Annotated in this window: 13 protein-coding genes and 1 pseudogene; 7 read left to right on the top strand and 7 right to left on the bottom strand. The window is 61.3% G+C overall.

Going from position 1 to position 16,151, the window contains the following annotated elements:
- The 5 genes and pseudogenes from CKW35_RS25665 to CKW35_RS25645 form a co-directional block, all read left to right on the top strand.
- Window positions 1-692, top strand: a pseudogene (locus CKW35_RS25665) (type VI secretion system tip protein VgrG); the annotation flags it as partial.
- A complete protein-coding gene (locus CKW35_RS25660) occupies window positions 692-1,615 on the top strand; it encodes a hypothetical protein (protein ID WP_095117174.1) in 924 nt (307 codons plus the stop codon). The pseudogene CKW35_RS25665 and the gene CKW35_RS25660, both read left to right, overlap by 1 nt.
- Window positions 1,612-4,827, top strand: a complete 3,216-nt coding sequence (locus CKW35_RS25655; protein WP_095117172.1) for a T6SS effector BTH_I2691 family protein — start codon at window positions 1,612-1,614, stop codon at window positions 4,825-4,827. Before CKW35_RS25660 ends, CKW35_RS25655 begins: the two co-directional genes overlap by 4 nt.
- Window positions 4,820-5,638, top strand: coding sequence for a DUF6708 domain-containing protein (locus CKW35_RS28705; protein ID WP_224372510.1), 819 nt, complete (start codon window positions 4,820-4,822; stop codon window positions 5,636-5,638). The genes CKW35_RS25655 and CKW35_RS28705 overlap by 8 nt, the downstream gene beginning before the upstream one ends.
- Window positions 5,635-5,889, top strand: coding sequence for a PAAR domain-containing protein (locus CKW35_RS25645; protein WP_016499958.1), 255 nt, complete (start codon window positions 5,635-5,637; stop codon window positions 5,887-5,889). The genes CKW35_RS28705 and CKW35_RS25645 overlap by 4 nt, the downstream gene beginning before the upstream one ends.
- 207 nt (window positions 5,890-6,096) lie before the next feature.
- Here CKW35_RS25645 and CKW35_RS25640 read toward each other — a convergent pair whose 3' ends face one another.
- Window positions 6,097-6,942, bottom strand: coding sequence for a TIGR03915 family putative DNA repair protein (locus CKW35_RS25640; protein WP_095117170.1), 846 nt, complete (start codon window positions 6,940-6,942; stop codon window positions 6,097-6,099).
- Window positions 6,933-8,153, bottom strand: a complete 1,221-nt coding sequence (locus CKW35_RS25635) for a putative DNA modification/repair radical SAM protein (RefSeq protein ID WP_016486573.1) — start codon at window positions 8,151-8,153, stop codon at window positions 6,933-6,935. Before CKW35_RS25635 ends, CKW35_RS25640 begins: the two co-directional genes overlap by 10 nt.
- Before the next feature lie 145 nt (window positions 8,154-8,298).
- On the opposite strand from CKW35_RS25635, the gene mqo reads away from it, so the two are divergent.
- Complete coding sequence (gene mqo / locus CKW35_RS25630) at window positions 8,299-9,876, top strand: malate dehydrogenase (quinone) (RefSeq protein WP_095117168.1); 1,578 nt, start codon at window positions 8,299-8,301, stop codon at window positions 9,874-9,876.
- 18 nt (window positions 9,877-9,894) lie between these two features.
- Here mqo and CKW35_RS25625 read toward each other — a convergent pair whose 3' ends face one another.
- From CKW35_RS25625 to CKW35_RS25605, 5 genes are read right to left on the bottom strand one after another with little or no spacing between them, the layout of a single operon-like run.
- Window positions 9,895-11,424 carry a glycosyltransferase family 39 protein gene (locus CKW35_RS25625; RefSeq protein ID WP_060516585.1) on the bottom strand — a complete coding sequence of 510 codons (1,530 nt, stop codon included), beginning with the start codon at window positions 11,422-11,424 and terminating at the stop codon, window positions 9,895-9,897.
- A 3-nt stretch (window positions 11,425-11,427) separates the two neighbouring features.
- Entirely contained in the window at window positions 11,428-11,700 is a 273-nt protein-coding gene (locus CKW35_RS25620) for a lipid-A-disaccharide synthase N-terminal domain-containing protein (RefSeq protein ID WP_016486575.1), read from the bottom strand.
- Window positions 11,697-12,440, bottom strand: coding sequence for a glycosyltransferase family 2 protein (locus CKW35_RS25615; RefSeq protein WP_016486576.1), 744 nt, complete (start codon window positions 12,438-12,440; stop codon window positions 11,697-11,699). Before CKW35_RS25615 ends, CKW35_RS25620 begins: the two co-directional genes overlap by 4 nt.
- A gap of 34 nt (window positions 12,441-12,474) precedes the next feature.
- Window positions 12,475-13,449 (bottom strand): NAD-dependent epimerase/dehydratase family protein, encoded by a 975-nt coding sequence (locus tag CKW35_RS25610; RefSeq protein WP_023048172.1) that lies wholly within the window; start codon window positions 13,447-13,449, stop codon window positions 12,475-12,477.
- Complete coding sequence (locus CKW35_RS25605; RefSeq protein ID WP_095117166.1) at window positions 13,437-14,771, bottom strand: UDP-glucose/GDP-mannose dehydrogenase family protein; 1,335 nt, start codon at window positions 14,769-14,771, stop codon at window positions 13,437-13,439. Before CKW35_RS25605 ends, CKW35_RS25610 begins: the two co-directional genes overlap by 13 nt.
- Window positions 14,772-15,015: 244 nt before the next feature.
- On the opposite strand from CKW35_RS25605, the gene CKW35_RS25600 reads away from it, so the two are divergent.
- Window positions 15,016-16,062, top strand: a complete 1,047-nt coding sequence (locus CKW35_RS25600; protein ID WP_095117164.1) for a class I SAM-dependent methyltransferase — start codon at window positions 15,016-15,018, stop codon at window positions 16,060-16,062.
- Window positions 16,063-16,151 lie beyond the last annotated feature (89 nt).

Here is a 16,151-nt window from a genome sequence, read left to right as displayed (position 1 = left end):
ACCCGGACCAGCCGATGATCACCGGGCGCACCTACTGTGGCAATCAGCTGCCGCCGTATGACCTGCCCAAGCACAAGACGCGGATGACCATCAAGAGCCAGACCCATAAGGGCGATGGTTTTAACGAGCTGCGTTTCGAGGATGAACTGGGCAAGGAAGAAGTGTTCATCCATGCCCAAAGGAACCAGGTCAATGTGGTGGGCAATGACGAAACCACGACTATTGGGCGCAATCGCGTGGAGCAGGTCGGTAATGATGAGCAACTGAGCATCGGCAGCAACTTCCGCCAGGACACGGCCCGTGACCATACCCAGGTCATTGGGCAAAACAGCCGTGTGGACATCAAGCATGACCTGAACGAACAAGTGGGCAACAACCGCAGCCAGACAACGGGGGCCAACCAGCGGGTTGTCATCGGCAACAACAGCGAGCTTGTGATCAAAGGGGCTCAATCGATCAGCGTCGGGCAGGGGGTGCAACAACGCACGACGGTCTATCAGTTGCTGGCCAGTGAACGCATCGAGTTCAGAAGCCCTGGCGCCAGCATCGTGCTGGATGCCCAGGGCATTACCATCAGCGGCTTGACACTCGACCTGCAGGGGCAGACCAAGGCGACTGGCGAAGGGAACGCCAGTAGCGAGCCACTTGAGCTTACGCCTGACGCCAGCAACCAGTGCGAGGCCAAGTCGTGATGAGTAGCGAGGCCTTGGCCAACATCATAGAAGGGCACCATGCGGCGCACCTGCATTGTCATGTACTGATAGACCCCCTTGCCATCGCGGGTAGAAGCGACCATGCACTGCTTGCACAACTGCGCGAAGCGTTGGGCGAGGCCGCGTTGACCCGAGTGCACAGGGCCGATCTGGCCCATGCACCCCACCTGCACCCGGTGCTGGTATGCCTGGCCTCACCCGGAGCGATGCCCAGCCGCACGCTGCTGGAGCTGACCGCGCGCACAGCGCAAAGAGGGCTGCATCAGCGCCGTCGCTACCTGAGCGGCTGGCTGTTCAGTGAGGCTGCGCCGGTCACCCTAGCCGCCCATGTCTCGGCCCTGTGTCGAATACCCAATGCCGAGCGGGCGTTCAGCTTCTATCCGGTCTACGAACCTGTTCGCCTGGAATTGCTTGCAGCAACGTTCGAACGGGTCGAGCAAGGCCCGTGGTGGCCGGTCAGCAACTGGCTGTTCCTGAGCAGTGGCGGCAGATTGTCGAGCCTGAAAGGGCAAAGCGGGCAGCGCCATCCTTTGCCGGGGCCTGCCCGGCGCATCCAGGATGACGTGCCGTTGATCGAGCAAGTGCTGGCTATGTGGAGAGTGTTGCGCGCGGGCTCGCAGGACGCGAGCCATTGCCAGATACCGCCATTTGCCGCCGTGCGTGCATCCAACCATATCGATGACGCTCGCAGACTGGGCTTGAGCACACAGGAAGACATTGTGGTGTTTGCCCTCCATCACCTGTGCATCCACCCCAGGCTCCATACCGTTGCCGCGGTGCGCAGGATGGTAGACGCCGCCGTCGGCGATCACCGACCGCTCGCCCCGATGCTCGCCCGCTACTCCGAGGCGCAATGGTGCCATCTGATCGATCCCCTACCTGAAGCCGAGAGGCGCTTATGACCCTCAGCCAACGTATCGCCATTGCGGCAGCCGAAACCGGGCTGCCGCACGACCAGTGCATGTCCTGCGAGCGCCAGGGCCTGCCGATCCTGCCGCTGCGCCGCGCCTTGGTGCCGGATGCGCGCCCAGGTTGCGTCACCACCGTCGCCGGTAGCCTGCACGTTACAGCCAAGATGGGCCTGCGCACCTTGCGCATGGGTTACCTGTATGTGCTGCTGGACCAGCAGGTCTGGCATGCCTACGAAGTCAGCGAACAGGGCCACCTGCGCCGCTTCAACCCCTATGAACCGTCAGACGGCCTGCCCGCATCGCTGCCTGAAAAGTGCGTGAATGAAAACCACGATATCCCTTCTGCCTTCCTGAACATTGATACCGACCGGTATGGCACAGCCTGGCTGGCCTTCTCCAGCGATGCCTGGCCGGTCAGCGTGCTGAATGCCTACAAGAAGGGCCAGGCGCCCGCGCACCGCTTCGAGGGGGTCGACCTGACCCAAGCCCGCAACAACCCTGAATTGCTGGGCATTGCCATGACGCCCGACAACCTGCAGGTCGACAAGGAGGTGTTCGAGTACGCACAGCGCGGCTGCTCACCGTTCGACAGTGCACATGGGTTTCACAGCCGCTGGCTGCGCCGGTTTGCCATGCGGGGCTATCTGGTCAACGCGATGACCCGGCACACGCTGGAGAACGGCGTGCTGGCGGTGGTGCTCGACGATACCGTTGGGCTGATTCAAGAGTTCAACCATCAGCGCCTGAACTGGGTGGTGAAGCGTCAGCTCTGGCGTGAGGACCCCATGCGCGCCTACCAATTACAGACTTCGCAGATCCTGCAGGCCATTCGCGCCACGCAGCGGGAGTGGGCGGCGCAGAAGGTGCCTTCGCTGGAGCCGATGGCGGGTAGAGGGCCGTTTGTACCGGTTGATCCGACGGTAGAGCGGCCGCGCATGGTCGAGCAAGCGATGAAGGACAGCGACGATAAACTCGAACAGCGCTACCACGAACCGCAACGGGCGGCGTTCCAGGCCGGGTATGACCAGCAGGAAGCCGAGTTCCAGCGCTTCATCGACAAGGACGCCCGTGCTTACGCCGCGCTATTCGACACGCCCATGTTCAAGGTGGCCGAGCAGTATGATTACGACGGCGATCATCGTGAATCTGGCGTAGCGTATGCCAAGACCATGGCGCTGTGCCTGGGTGGCGGGATTACCGAGGCGATTGTGCCTGGCGCGGCTCCTGCGGCCGGCACCAGCGAAACCCTCTGGCTGAAATGGCTAGAGGATCCAGACAGCCCACCCTACCGCGCATTGCTGATGCGCGACCGTACGTTGTTGGCTGGCCTGCTTCCCAGCTTTTCTGCTGCCGAAACCATCAACTGGAATGACAGCGACAAGCTTTACTCGATGCTGAGCAAAATCATCGCCAGCGACGATGCCGGCTTGCGCATGCGCAACACCCTCAAGCAGGCCATTGCCGAAACCCAAGGCGCGCTCAACGCCGCTAGCCAACGCTTGTCGCCCAATTTGCCACCTGGCATTCAGACCGCCGTGCGGCACCTGAACAGTGCAACCCAGTTCCTGTACAACGGCGTGCACCTCATCGAGCTGGAAGTGAAGATGAAGCTGGGCGAGTACTACGCCCTGCAGAGTGCCCATTTACGCGAATTGCAGCACAAGGCCAATGCCTCGATTGCCGAGGCCAGGGACCGGATGCATCGCAACATCGCTGACATCGACATTCATTCGACCAAGGCCTGGAACAAGGTGCGGCCGATCATCCAGCACGGGTTGATGAGCCTGGCCGTGCTGGACCCGCGGTTTACCAACACCATGATTAGTGTCTCGGTGTGGGTCGAGGGTACCGCGGCGGACGTGCAGGGTCGGTTGTTTGAGGAAGCCAACATGAAGGTAACTCAGGCAAGCAGCTTGGCGCAGCGTACCTTGGTGGAGGTCTCGGTCGCGGCGGGGACGCTCGAGTCGAATGCGCGAAAGGTGTTGCAGGGCATGCGTATTACTTCCCAGCAGGCGGCGCAGTTGGTGCGAACTGGTTTTAGCGGCTTGCGTGGAGCGGCAGGCAGTTGGGAGTTGCTGCTGGCTATAGGTGGCTTGTATTTGCAGCATGACGCTCTGAGCAGGAATCAGGAAAAAGCGGAAGCGGAGATTGGGCCGAAGGCTTACGAAGCAAAATTGGCATTGCAAGGTTCGCAATTGGGACTGTTGGGAGGGCAACTTGAGGTGGTTGGACTTGTATTGAGGTCAACTGCTGGCCGAATGGGGGGGGCGTGGACCAAAGCCGCTGTAGCCACTGGAGGGGCCTTGATAAGGCTGGGGGCGGTAGTAAGCTCTGTTGCTGGGTTTATCGAAGCCGCTCAGGCTATTTCATCTGCTAAACGCGCTACTGCAGCGGGTGACAGTGTAGCGATGGCGTATTTCTATTTCTCTGCAGCGACTTTTGGGACCGGAGCCATTTTCTTTGCAGGAGCGGTATTCAATGCTTCTCTGCTTGGCCCATTAGGTATTGCTGTGATACTGGTGCTGTTAGCATATACGGCGAGCAAACAAGCTGAAAGAAATGAATCAGACCTACTGGAGCGTTGGGCAAGGCGATGCTGCTTTGGAAAAGCAGATGAAACGCCTATTATTCATTGGGACACTCCAGAATATGCGGATATAGCTTTTGCCGAGCTCAATGCTGCAACGCTGGGTATGCAAGCTAAGCTGCACTTTGAGTCAAGCCTCATAACCAACCCGACAGTGCCTCGGATAGGTGGGTTGGTTGGGTTAGAAGTAGAGCATAAACTGAAATTTCAGATCGTCTTGCCTAAGTATAGGGAAAATGACTCTGCGTATAGCTGGAGTTTGATAGTGCATCGCCATGGAGATGGAGATTTTCCAGAGTTTTCCGGCGGGGAAATCCTTGTTGGTGAAGAGTGCCATGCTTATTCTAGTGCTGTTTCCCAATCGGTTAACTATTCTGAATTTTCTTCACCGCGCCTTCCCGACTACAAGAGTGATATCGCTTTTGAAAAAAAATTGCATATCGCGGTAGCAGGTGATCAAGAGTTAACGAGTCTAGAGATTTCTGGAGTTGTTGAGCTTCTGCCGACGATAGGAAGTCACTCCGTAGTAGCAGCGACATTACTAGTAATGTTTTGGCCAGATCGTACTAGAGACAGTGCGTATGCCGAGGTATGTAACCGGAGGCAGAATGATTGAGCGTGAGTCAAGAGTTTTATGGAAGCGAGAATTGGGCTGGAGCCATGATCTGCCGCATGTGGATGAAGAAACAGTCCCCCGTTTCAATCTGGAGGATATCAGCCCGTCGCCGAACCATATTGACGATGTCTATCTGGAGTTATCGAGGTCCACTCTAATATTGCGTGGCGTTCTTGCCTTGCTCGGTATTCCCGCATTACTGTTCTTTTTTGGTTTGACGCTGTGGTTGTACTGGACTGTCTTGAGTTATGGCTGGACGCGTGAATGGATGATGTACGTTATACTGATTATTGGACCTCTTGTTTGGTTTGGAGGTGTGTTTTCGGTTGTGAAGTTAGATTTGATGCTGCCAAGAGACGAGCCCATTCGCTTTAATCGTCTGCGGCGGAAGGTCTATTTCTATCAATTCCGATACCACTACGTTTACTTGTTCAGCCGTAAGCACTGGGGTGTAAAACCTGTCGCCTACAACTGGGACGACGTAACCGCGGAAGTTTACCGCGTCTACGCTCCCGGCCACGGCGGCCTTATCGAAAATGTCAAGCTGTCGGTCCGCAACCCGGAAACCAACGAAGTCATCGATCGCGTGGAGTTCGCCTCCAACCTATACAAGGGTGAAGCCTACTGGGCCATCGCCCGGCTGTTCATGCAACAAGGCCCCGAAGCCTTGCCAAAGTTCGTGCACCCACCCCGCGACTGGAACGACGACGATGGTCTGAGCCACATGCACTGCCTGGCGCCAAAGGTTGAATGGCCAGCGGACATTGACCGCGAATCCCGTACTGCACCGTCTGAAGGAGAAGCCCTATGAATCCGGTTGTACTTGTAGGCCACCAACACAACTGTCCGCTGCATGGGGTAAACCAGGTCGAAAGCGGGAGCGCTACGTATACGTTTAACGGCAGGCCGGTCGCCAGGGTAGGTGACCGGACCACCTGTGGCGCGGTGATAGAGAGTGGGGCCGGGCATTTCCTGATCGAAGGTGCGGCGGTGGCCCGCAAAGGCGACCGGACGGATCACGGTGGTGTGCTTGAGGAAGGGGATGCTGGGTGGCTGCTGTAAGAGGGGCTTGTGAAGCAGGTAATTGAAGTGGATGGCACCGGCTACGCCGGTATTCCCGGCTAAAGCCGCTCCCACAAAGATGGTGTGTGACCTGGACTTGCGCCGTACCAGCAGGCAACGCGGTGGATGGCCCGGGCTTCGCCCGCTCCCACAGTGATCGTGCAATCCTTAGGACGCCATGCAAGACAACGTGAGACAGTTAGTTTTTCAGCTATCTGCTGGCGCGTTGATCTGTTTGCCGGGTTTGGCGGCAATTTCAAGGGCTTGGCCGTCCCGCTGTTTGCCTTGGCGGGCCAGGCCTTCGAGTTGCGGTATCAGCATGCCTTCCGGCAAATGCCGCCAGAACCGCCCGGGCATGTGCAGGCGCAGGGCATCGGGGTTGAGGCGGGCGGGGTTGAAGGTATGGCGGTAATAGGTGCGCCATAGTTCGGCACCTGGGTCTTCAGCGTTGCGCGCCCATTGCTGCCAGCGCTCGGGGCACCGACGTTGGTAATCGAACACCTGTCCGTCGAACCGAATGCCATCCTGTGGTGTGGCGATCAACCAGCGCAAACGCCCCAGGCGATCGGCAAAATGGGGGCTGGCACTCTCCAGAATGTCATGCGCCGGTTCGTGGTAGGCGACCAGATCAAGTTGCAGCCGTTCTGCCAACGCTTCTGGCAACGGCACGAAGCGTACAAACGCATGCAGGTGATGCGCCTCTCGGCTGACTTGCTTGATGCGCCGTTGCAGTTCACTGCCCAATCGGTCGCCCGCCAGCATGGCCGTGCGGTCACCATGGGCCACCCGCCAGAGCACTTCGTACAACAGGTTCCACCGTTGCTCGCCGCAGTAACGCGCAGCCTGCTCCAACTGGTTCAGCAGCGCGGCAGGCACCTTGGCGCGAAAAGGGCCAGGGCCTTCGGGGGGCGACGCAGGCACTGCCAGCAGGTCTGCCATCGGGCCTTGTGACCAGGTGACTTGCGAAGGGTCGATGCCATGCCCGAGCAACACACGGGCCTGATCCCGCCACGTGACGAACCGGTCATCGCAGTTGAGCGCCATCATCCCCACAACCCCATCTGCACGGGTGCCTGCGGCTCCCGCAAACGTGCCCGCAGCAAGCCGCTGCGCAGCTCCCCCTGGGCTGGGCGGTAATCGCTGGTGACGATGAACGGCCGCGCCTTGTCCAGCACGCAGCGCAACTGGATCAGGTCGTCATAGCGGATTCGCCGTTCCCGGCGCAGCGCGACCAGGCGTTGCACGCTACGCAGACCAATACCGGGAATGCGCGCCAGCAGCGCAGGCTCGGCGCGGTTTACATCCAGCGGAAAAACGTCACGGTTGGCCAGCGCCCAGGCCAGCTTCGGGTCGATATCCAGCGCCAGGTTGCCGCTTTGCCCAAGCAGCTCACCCGCCTTGTAGCCGTAGCCACGCAGCAGGAAGTCGGCCTGGTAAAGGCGGTGCTCGCGCAGCAGCGGTGGGGCAGCCAGGGGCACGCTGCCCGGGCTGTCGGGGATCGGGCTGAAGGCTGAGTAATACACGCGCTTCAGGCCGTAACCTTGGTACAGCGACTCGGCATTGCGCAGCAGGGTGCTGTCGTCGGTGCTGTCGGCGCCGACGATGACCTGGGTGCTTTGCCCGGCAGGGGTAAAGCGCGGGGCCTTGGGTTCGTTGGCCACGGCTTGCTGGCCCTGGTGAATGACGCCCATGGCCTGACGGATGGTATGCGCGTGTTTTTCTGGCGCCAGGCGCTTGAGGCTGGCTTCGGTGGGCAGTTCGATGTTGACGCTGAGGCGGTCGGCCAGTCGGCCAGCCTCTTCGATCAGCAGCGGGTCGGCATCGGGGATGGTCTTGAGGTGAATGTAGCCGCGGAAGTTGTGCTCTTCGCGCAACAGCCGAGCTACGCGGATCAGCTGTTCCATGGTGTAGTCCGCCGAACGGATGATGCCGGAGCTGAGGAACAGGCCGCTGATGCAATTGCGTCGGTAGAAATCCAGAGTCAGGCGTACCACTTCCTCAGGGCTGAAGCGCGCGCGGGGGACGTTGCTGGAACGGCGATTCACGCAGTACTGGCAGTCGTACAGGCAGAAGTTGGTCAACAATACCTTGAGCAGCGATACGCAGCGGCCGTCGGGGGTGTAGCTGTGACAGATACCCATGCCGTTGGTGGCGCCCAGGCCGTCGCCGCCGCGCGAATTGCGCTTGGGCGCACCGCTGCTGGCGCAGGATGCGTCGTACTTGGCGGCGTCGGCAAGGATGCCGAGTTTGGCGATGAGTTGCATGGGGCTATCTCTGCGTACTGAATATTCATACAGTATTTTGAGACGTGACTGATTGCAAGTGGTTGTGCGTAAGCCATGCCCGACTAAATCCGTCAGCTAAGCTTGAGGCTGGACTTTCGGATAGCAACGAGGCGCGGAAAAGGTTATGAAAATTACCCTGAAGCCGGAGCTGGCACTGGCCGGGCTGGCCTTGGCCTTTGGCATGCTCAACGCCCAGGCTGCGGAAACCAGGAAGGTCGATGTCATGCTGGTGGGCGGTGGCATCATGAGCGCCACGCTGGCGGTCTGGCTCAACGAACTGGAGCCGGGCTGGTCAATGGAAATGGTCGAGCGCCTGGACAAGGTGGCAGAAGAAAGCTCCAACGGCTGGAACAACGCAGGCACCGGCCACTCGGCCCTGGCCGAACTCAACTACACCCCGGAAAAAGACGGCAAGATCGACATCAGCAAGGCGGTGGAGATCAACGAGTCGTTCCAGATCACCCGCCAGTTCCTGGCCTGGCAGGTCAAACAGGGGGTTTTGAAGAACCCGCATTCGTTTATCAATACCACGCCTCACATGAGTTTCGTCTGGGGTGACGACAACATCCGCTTCCTGAAGAAGCGCTATGAAGCGCTGCAGGCCAGCCCGTTGTTCAAGCCCATGCAGTACTCCGAGGACCATGAGCAGATCCGCAAATGGGTACCGTTGATGATGGAAGGGCGCGACCCAAACCAGAAACTGGCGGTAACCTGGACCCCGATTGGCACCGACGTCAACTTTGGCGAGATTACCCGGCAATATGTGGGCTATCTGCAGACCCGGCCGAACTTCGATCTCAAGCTGTCCACCGAGGTACAGGAAATCACCCGTAACGGCGACGGTTCCTGGCATGTCGAGTACAAGAACCTCAACGATGGCAGCAAGGCGGCCACCGACGCCAAATTCCTGTTCATTGGTGCCGGCGGTGCGGCGTTACCCCTGCTGCAGAAGTCGGGTATCGACGAAGCCAAGGACTATGCGGGTTTCCCGGTCGGCGGTTCGTTCCTGGTCACTGATAACCCGGCCATCGCCCAGCGGCACATGGCCAAGGCCTACGGCATTGCCGCCACCGGTGCGCCACCCATGTCGGTGCCGCACCTGGACACCCGGGTGCTCGATGGCAAGCGCATGATCCTGTTCGGGCCGTTCGCCACCTTCTCGACCAAGTTCCTCAAGCAAGGCTCGCTGCTCGACCTGCTTGCCAGTACCAGCGTGCACAACGCCTGGCCGATGGTACGGGTAGGGGTACGCGAGTTTGACCTGGTGCAGTACCTGGTCGGCCAGGTGCTGCAATCTGACAATGACCGCTTCGAAGCGCTGCGCACCTACTTCCCCGAGGCGAAGAAGGAAGACTGGCGGCTGTGGCAGGCGGGCCAGCGGGTACAGATCATCAAGAAGGACGAGGCATTGGGTGGCGTGCTCAAGCTCGGTACGGAGGTGGTGATATCCAGGGACGGTAGCATCGCCGGGTTGCTAGGTGCCTCGCCGGGGGCCTCGACCGCGCCACCGATCATGCTCGATGTGCTCAACAAGGTGTTCAAGGACAAGGTAGCAACGCCGCAATGGCAGGGTAAGATCAAACAGATCATCCCGTCCTACGGAACGCGCCTGAACGACCACCCCGACCAGGTATTGAAGGAGTGGGCGTACACCAACGAGGTGCTGCAACTCGATCCGCCAGCCGGCACCGCTGCGCCGTAGCACGGCGGGGCGCAGGTTTTAACGAGCCACGGGCGCGTCTGCCCAGGCAAAGCGGTAGACGTGACTCGGGGGAGTGGTTTGGCACATGCCGTTGTCGGCATCGGCACGCACTACATACCACTCAGCCCGCGAAGTCTCACCAAGCTTGCGGGCCTTGTCGGCACTGAAGCAGCGGCCCAGTTCAGAGGCCGGGATCAGGGCGAAGGCGGTGGGGTTGTGGCGCAGCCAATAGACCGCCGCATCCGCCCTGGATTGTCCGGTAAAGCCGAAATGCACGATGGGCTGTCGGGCAAACAGCCAATGCCCTTCGCGCCAGTTGACCAGCACCAGCTCGGCACCGCCGGTGGCGCGTGCCGCTTCGCTCATCAGCGTCTCATGCGGGTTGCGGCCCTCCTTCAGCGGCTCGACGAAGCCGCGGGCGAACCACAGCGCGAACCATAGCAGGGCCACGGCGACAAAGGCTTTGCGCCAGGCCGGCCGGCCCAGCAACCAGCGTTTGAGCAGCCACGGTATCAACGGGGCGATGGCCAGCACCAGGCCCGGCAGCGCTGGGAAGATGTACAACTTGCGCTTGCCACTGCTGAGGCTGAAAAACAGCAGCACCAACGCCACCCAGCCGAGTAGCAGCAAGAAGCGCCCGTCGCGCTTTTGCAGCTGGCGTCGCCAGGCCGGTACCAGCCAAGGCAGGGCCAGCACCAGCGGCAGCCAGTACTTGGGAATGACCTTGACGAAGAAGTACCAGAATGGCTCGCGATGGTCCCAGGCATTGGTATAGCGGCTGGCGGTCTGGCGCAGCAAGATTTCCTTGAGGTAGGCCAGCTCCGCTGCGCCACCGCCCTGGGCGATCGACATCAGCAGGGGCACAAGCCACACCGCGCAACCGGCCAGCAGGCAAAGCAGCCCAAGGCTCCAGCGCCAACCCTGGCCAGGCATGGCCACAACGCCGTGCCAGCCTTGGCGCACCGCCCAGGCATAGGGCAGCAGCATCAGCGCCGGGACAAAGCCCACGCCTTTGCTGATGATGCCCAGCCCCATGGCCGCACAGGCCAGGTAGAACCAACCCCACGCCGGCCCCAATAGCAGGTGGCGCACCATGCCATAGAAACCCAACGCCACCCACAGGCACAGGAAGCTGTCGATCTGTCCGGTGCGCAGGATGCTGTAGCTCTGGTAGGTGGCCAGGAACAGCAAGGCGGCGATCACGCCAATGCGCCGGTTCCACAGGCGCCGCCCCAGGTCGTGCAGCACCCAGGTGATGGTTGCCGCCGACATCAACCCGGGCAGGTAGAGGGCAACCTTGGGCGAGCCGGTCAGTTGGCTGAACAGGGCCACGGTCCACATGAACAGCGGCGGCTTGTCGCCGTAGATTTCCGCTGCCCGGTGGGGGATGAACCAGTTGCCGCTTTGCAGCATTTCCAGGGCTACGCCGAGAAAGCGCTCTTCATCCACATTCATCGGCTGTCGCCAGCCGATACCTGCACCCACCAACACTACGGCGAGGGCAATCAGGGCCAGGCGTTCGGCCCCAAGCGTCTTGAACCTCGGCAAGGGCTATTCCTTCTGTTCCTGGTGGCGGGCGATCAGTTGCAGGTTGCGCAGGTAGACCAGAAAGCCGAAACTCTGGCCGATGATGAACACCGGGTCCTGGCGGTAGATGGCGTAGGTCAGCAGCAGCGCACTGCCGAGCATGCTCAGATACCAGAAACCTACCGGGATCACGCTGCGGCGCTTGAACTCGCTGTACAGCCACTGCAGCACGAAGCGCCCGGTGAACACCGCCTGACCGGCGAAGCCGATGATCAGCCACAGGGTTTCGCGGGTCATCCTTCAAACTCCTGCGGGCGGCTGCCCAGGCGGGTGCGGCGAATCAGCCACCACACCCCGAACAAGTCGAGGATGCCGACAAGGGCGCGGTCCAGGTTGCCGTACTTGGACACCCCGGCATGGCGTGGTCGGTGGTTGACCGGGTGCACCAGCATGCGGCCGTTGTGGCGCAGGATCAGGGCCGGGATGAAGCGGTGCATGTGATCGAAGTAAGGCAGGCGCAGGAAGGCTGCGCGCTCGATCAGCTTCAGCCCGCAGCCGGTGTCTGGCGTGGCGTCTTTGAGCAGGCGGCTGCGCAAGCCGTTGGCAACACGCGAAGCCCAGCGCTTGCTCGCGCTGTCTCGGCGGTTGACGCGGTGCCCGGCGACCAGTTTCACGCCACCGGCCAATGCCTGGTTGGCGCGCACCAGGTCGAGCATGCCAGGGATGTCTGCCGGGTCGTTCTGGCCGTCGCCGTCGAGGGTGGCCAGCCAGTGGCCGCGGGCAGCCTGCGCGGCGTGCCAAAGCGAGGTGCTCTGGCCCAGCGAGCGTTCGTGGCGCAGTATGCGCAGCTGCGTGTAACCCTGGCTTTTCAGTTGCTGAAGTACGCTCAGGGTGCGATCGCTGCTGCCGTCATCGACCACCAGTACTTCATAGTCTTCGGCGGCCAGTGCGGCGCGGATTTCCATCAACAATGATGGCAGGTTGTCGACCTCGTTCCTGGCGGGGATCAGTACCGAGAGGTCAAGTGGATCTGTCATGAGGCTACCTGTGGTCTTGTTGTGAGTGCGCGGCTCAAACCCGGTAAAAATCCCGGTACCAGCCAACGAAAGCGTTAATGCCGTGTTCCAGCGATGTGCCCGGGGTGAAGTCGACCCAGCGCGCCAGCGAGCCCACATCGGCCCAGGTCTCCAGCACGTCTCCCGCTTGCAGTGGCAGGTAGTCGCGCTGGGCCTTGATGCCCAAGGCGTCCTCCAGACACTCGACGAAATGCAGCAGCCGCACCGGCTGGCCGCGACCGATGTTGAACAGCTGGCAGGGCGGTCGCCCGTGGGCAGGCTGTGGTGGCTTCAGGCGCAGGCGCAGGATGCTTTCGACGATGTCGTCGATGTAGGTGAAGTCGCGCCCCATCAGGCCGTTGTTGTAGATCTCGATCGGGCGGCCTTCGAGCATGGCGCGGGTGAACTTGAACAGCGCCATGTCGGGGCGGCCCCAAGGACCGTAGACGGTGAAAAAGCGCAAACCCGTGGTCGGTAGGCGATATAGGTGCGCATAGCTGTGCGCCATCAGTTCATTGGCGCGCTTGCTGGCGGCATAGAGCGACACCGGCTGCTCGACCGGATCGTCGACGCTGAACGGCAGCTTGGCGTTGGCGCCGTACACCGAGCTGCTGGAGGCGTAGATCAAGTGGCGCGGCGGTTGCTGGCGGCAGGCTTCGAGCATATTGAGGAAACCGACCAGGTTGGCCTGGCCATAGGCGCCGGGGTTGTCCAGCGAATAGCGCACCCCGGCCTGGGCCGCCAAGTGGATCACTTCACTGAACGCCTGCCCGCTGAACAGCTGTTGCAGGTCGACGCTGTTGGCGATGTCGAGGGGCTGGAAGCGGAAATTGGCGAAGCTGGACAGCTGTTGCAGGCGCGCCCGTTTCAGCTCGACACTGTAGTAGGCATTGAGGTTGTCGATGCCGATCACCTCGATGCCAGCCTCGCACAGGCGGCACGCGACGTGGAACCCGATAAAGCCGGCCACACCGGTAATCAGTACGGGCATGCTGGCTGCACCTGGCCGCGGCCGATACCGTAGTAGGTCAGGCCGGCGGCGGTCATGTGCTCGGGTTCAAACAGGTTGCGGCCGTCGAACACCACTCGATCGGCCAACAGCTCCTGCACCTTGTCCAGATTCAGCACACGATAGTCCTGCCACTCGGTGACGATGACCAGCGCATCGGCGCCTTCCAGTGCATCGTCCTTGCACGGCACCAGTTGCAAATCGGCGCGCAGGCCGTAATGCCGAAGGATTTCGTCCATCGCCTGCGGGTCGTGGGCCTGTACTCGCGCGCCAGCAGCCCACAGCGCTTCCAGCAAGGTTCGGCTGGAGGCTTCGCGGATGTCATTGGTGTTGGGCTTGAACGACAAGCCCCACAGGGCGAATACCTTGCCCCGCAGGCCATCGGGATAATGCCGCTGGATCTTGCTGAACAGCCGACCCTTCTGATGTTCGTTGACCGACTCCACCGCACGCAGCAACTGCGCCTCGAAGCCTTCAGCCTCGGCGCTGCGGCGCAGGGCTTGCAGGTCCTTGGGGAAGCACGAGCCGCCAAAGCCGCAGCCGGCGTAGATGAAGTCGTAACCGATGCGCGGATCGGAGCCGATGCCGCGGCGCACCATTTCGATGTCGGCCCCCAGGTGCTCGGCCAGGTTGGCGATTTCGTTGATGAAGGAGATCTTGGTCGCCAGCATGCAGTTGGCCGCATACTTGGTCAGCTCGGCGCTGCGTGCATCCATGATCATGAGTTTTTCGCGGTTGCGGCTGAACGGCAGGTACAGCTCGCGCAATAACTCCACCTCGGCCGGTTCGGCGCCGCCGATGATGATGCGGTCCGGCCGCATGCAGTCGTCCACGGCCGAGCCTTCCTTGAGAAACTCCGGGTTGCTGATTACCTGGAAGCGAGCGGGGGCGGCGACGGACTGGGCTATGCGCGACTTGATGCGGTGCACCGTGCCGACCGGCGCGGTGGACTTGTTGACGATCACCGCGCCGTCAGCGTGTTCGAGAATGCTGTCGACCACGGCGAACACCTGCTTCAGGTCAGCGCTGCCATCGGCTTGCGGCGGTGTGCCGACTGCAATGAACTGCAGCCTGGCGTAGTTGGCTGCTGCCCTGGCGTCAGTGGTGAAGCGCAGGCGGCCACAAGCCAGGTTTTTTTCCAGCATCGGCGCAAGGCCGGGCTCGAAGATCGGGCAATGGCCTTCATTGAGGGTGGCGACCCGCTCAGCGTCGACATCCATGCACAACACCGAGTGCCCCACCTGCGCCAGGCACACTGCCTGGGTGAGGCCGACATAGCCGGTACCGAAAACCGTGACTTTCATCGTTCAGCTCCTTGATAGGAAAGCTGAAAAAAAATGTCACAGTGTTGTTTAGGATTTGTTACCTGATGGATGAATTGAGCCGCTATGTGGTCGGGATCCCGTTGCGTGCGGGCAGAAGATCTAGACTTACCCAGTGCTCGCGATAACGCGCTGTAGGGCGGGCACAAACCCTTGAACCGACCACCGCCTCCCCGGATCGGAGTTCCCTCGCTGGCGATGGCCTTCTTGCAGAGGAGGGCAGGTCATGGACGAGGCAAGGCTTCACGATTTCATGGGCAAGGTGGTGGGCGACATGGGCGCAGCGGCGACCCTGGCCAATGTCATCCTGGGCGACGAACTGGGGTTGTATCGAGCGATGGCCGATAGCCAGCCAATTACCCCCGAAGCGCTGGCGGAAAAAACCGGCTGCCATCCGCGGCTGGTGCGCGAATGGCTGAACGCCCAGGCCGCTTCGGGTTACATGGCACACGTCAAGGGCTCTTTTGTGCTGCCCGAAGAGCAGGCCATGGCCCTGGCGCTGGAGGACTCCCCGGCTTATATGGCCGGTGGGGCCGCCGTGATCGCTGCGCTGTTCCATGACAAGGACAAGCTGGTCGCGGCCATGCGAGGCGATGGCGGGCTGGCCTGGGGGGACCACCACCCGTGCATGTTCAGCGGTACCGAGCGGTTTTTCCGACCCGGCTACCGTACGTTTCTGGTCGCTGAGTGGTTGCCAGCGCTCGAGGGTGTGGTGGCCAAGCTACAGGCGGGGGCCAAGGTCGCGGATGTAGGCTGCGGGCATGGCGCCTCGACGCTGGTCATGGCCCAGGCGTTTCCAGCGTCTACCTTCGTCGGCTACGACTACCACGGGCCTTCCATCACCACCGCCAACGATCGTGCGCGTGAGGCGGGGCTAGCCGAGCGGGTGAGTTTTCAGCAGGCCAGTGCGAAGGATTACCCGGGACATGACCATGACCTGGTGTGCTTCTTCGATTGCCTGCACGACATGGGCGACCCGGTGGGGGCGGCCAAGCATGCCTATCGGGCGTTGAAGGCTGACGGCACGGTCATGCTGGTAGAACCTTTTGCCGAGGATTCGCTGGACGGCAACCTGACGCCGGTAGGGCGCTTGTTCTACGCAGCCTCTACCTTCATCTGCACGCCGAATTCGCTGTCGCAGGAGGTGGGCTTGGGGTTGGGTGCGCAAGCCGGTGAGGCGCGCTTGCGGGCGGTGTTCGAGGAGGCGGGGTTCAGCCGCTTCCGGCGTGCGACGCAGACACCGTTCAACCTGATTCTGGAAGCTCGGAAGTAGGGTGTGGTCCTGCACGGGCCTCTTCGCGGGCTTGCCCGCTCCCACAGGATCATTACAGGGCCTGGAAACGCAGAAGGGGCGCCATGTGG

The sequence above is a fragment of the Pseudomonas sp. Irchel 3F3 genome (assembly GCF_900187545.1).
GTDB classification, from domain to species: domain Bacteria; phylum Pseudomonadota; class Gammaproteobacteria; order Pseudomonadales; family Pseudomonadaceae; genus Aquipseudomonas; species Aquipseudomonas fortuita.
The sequence above is the reverse complement of the archived record's forward strand: the minus strand, read 5'-3'. Positions and strand labels throughout refer to the sequence as shown.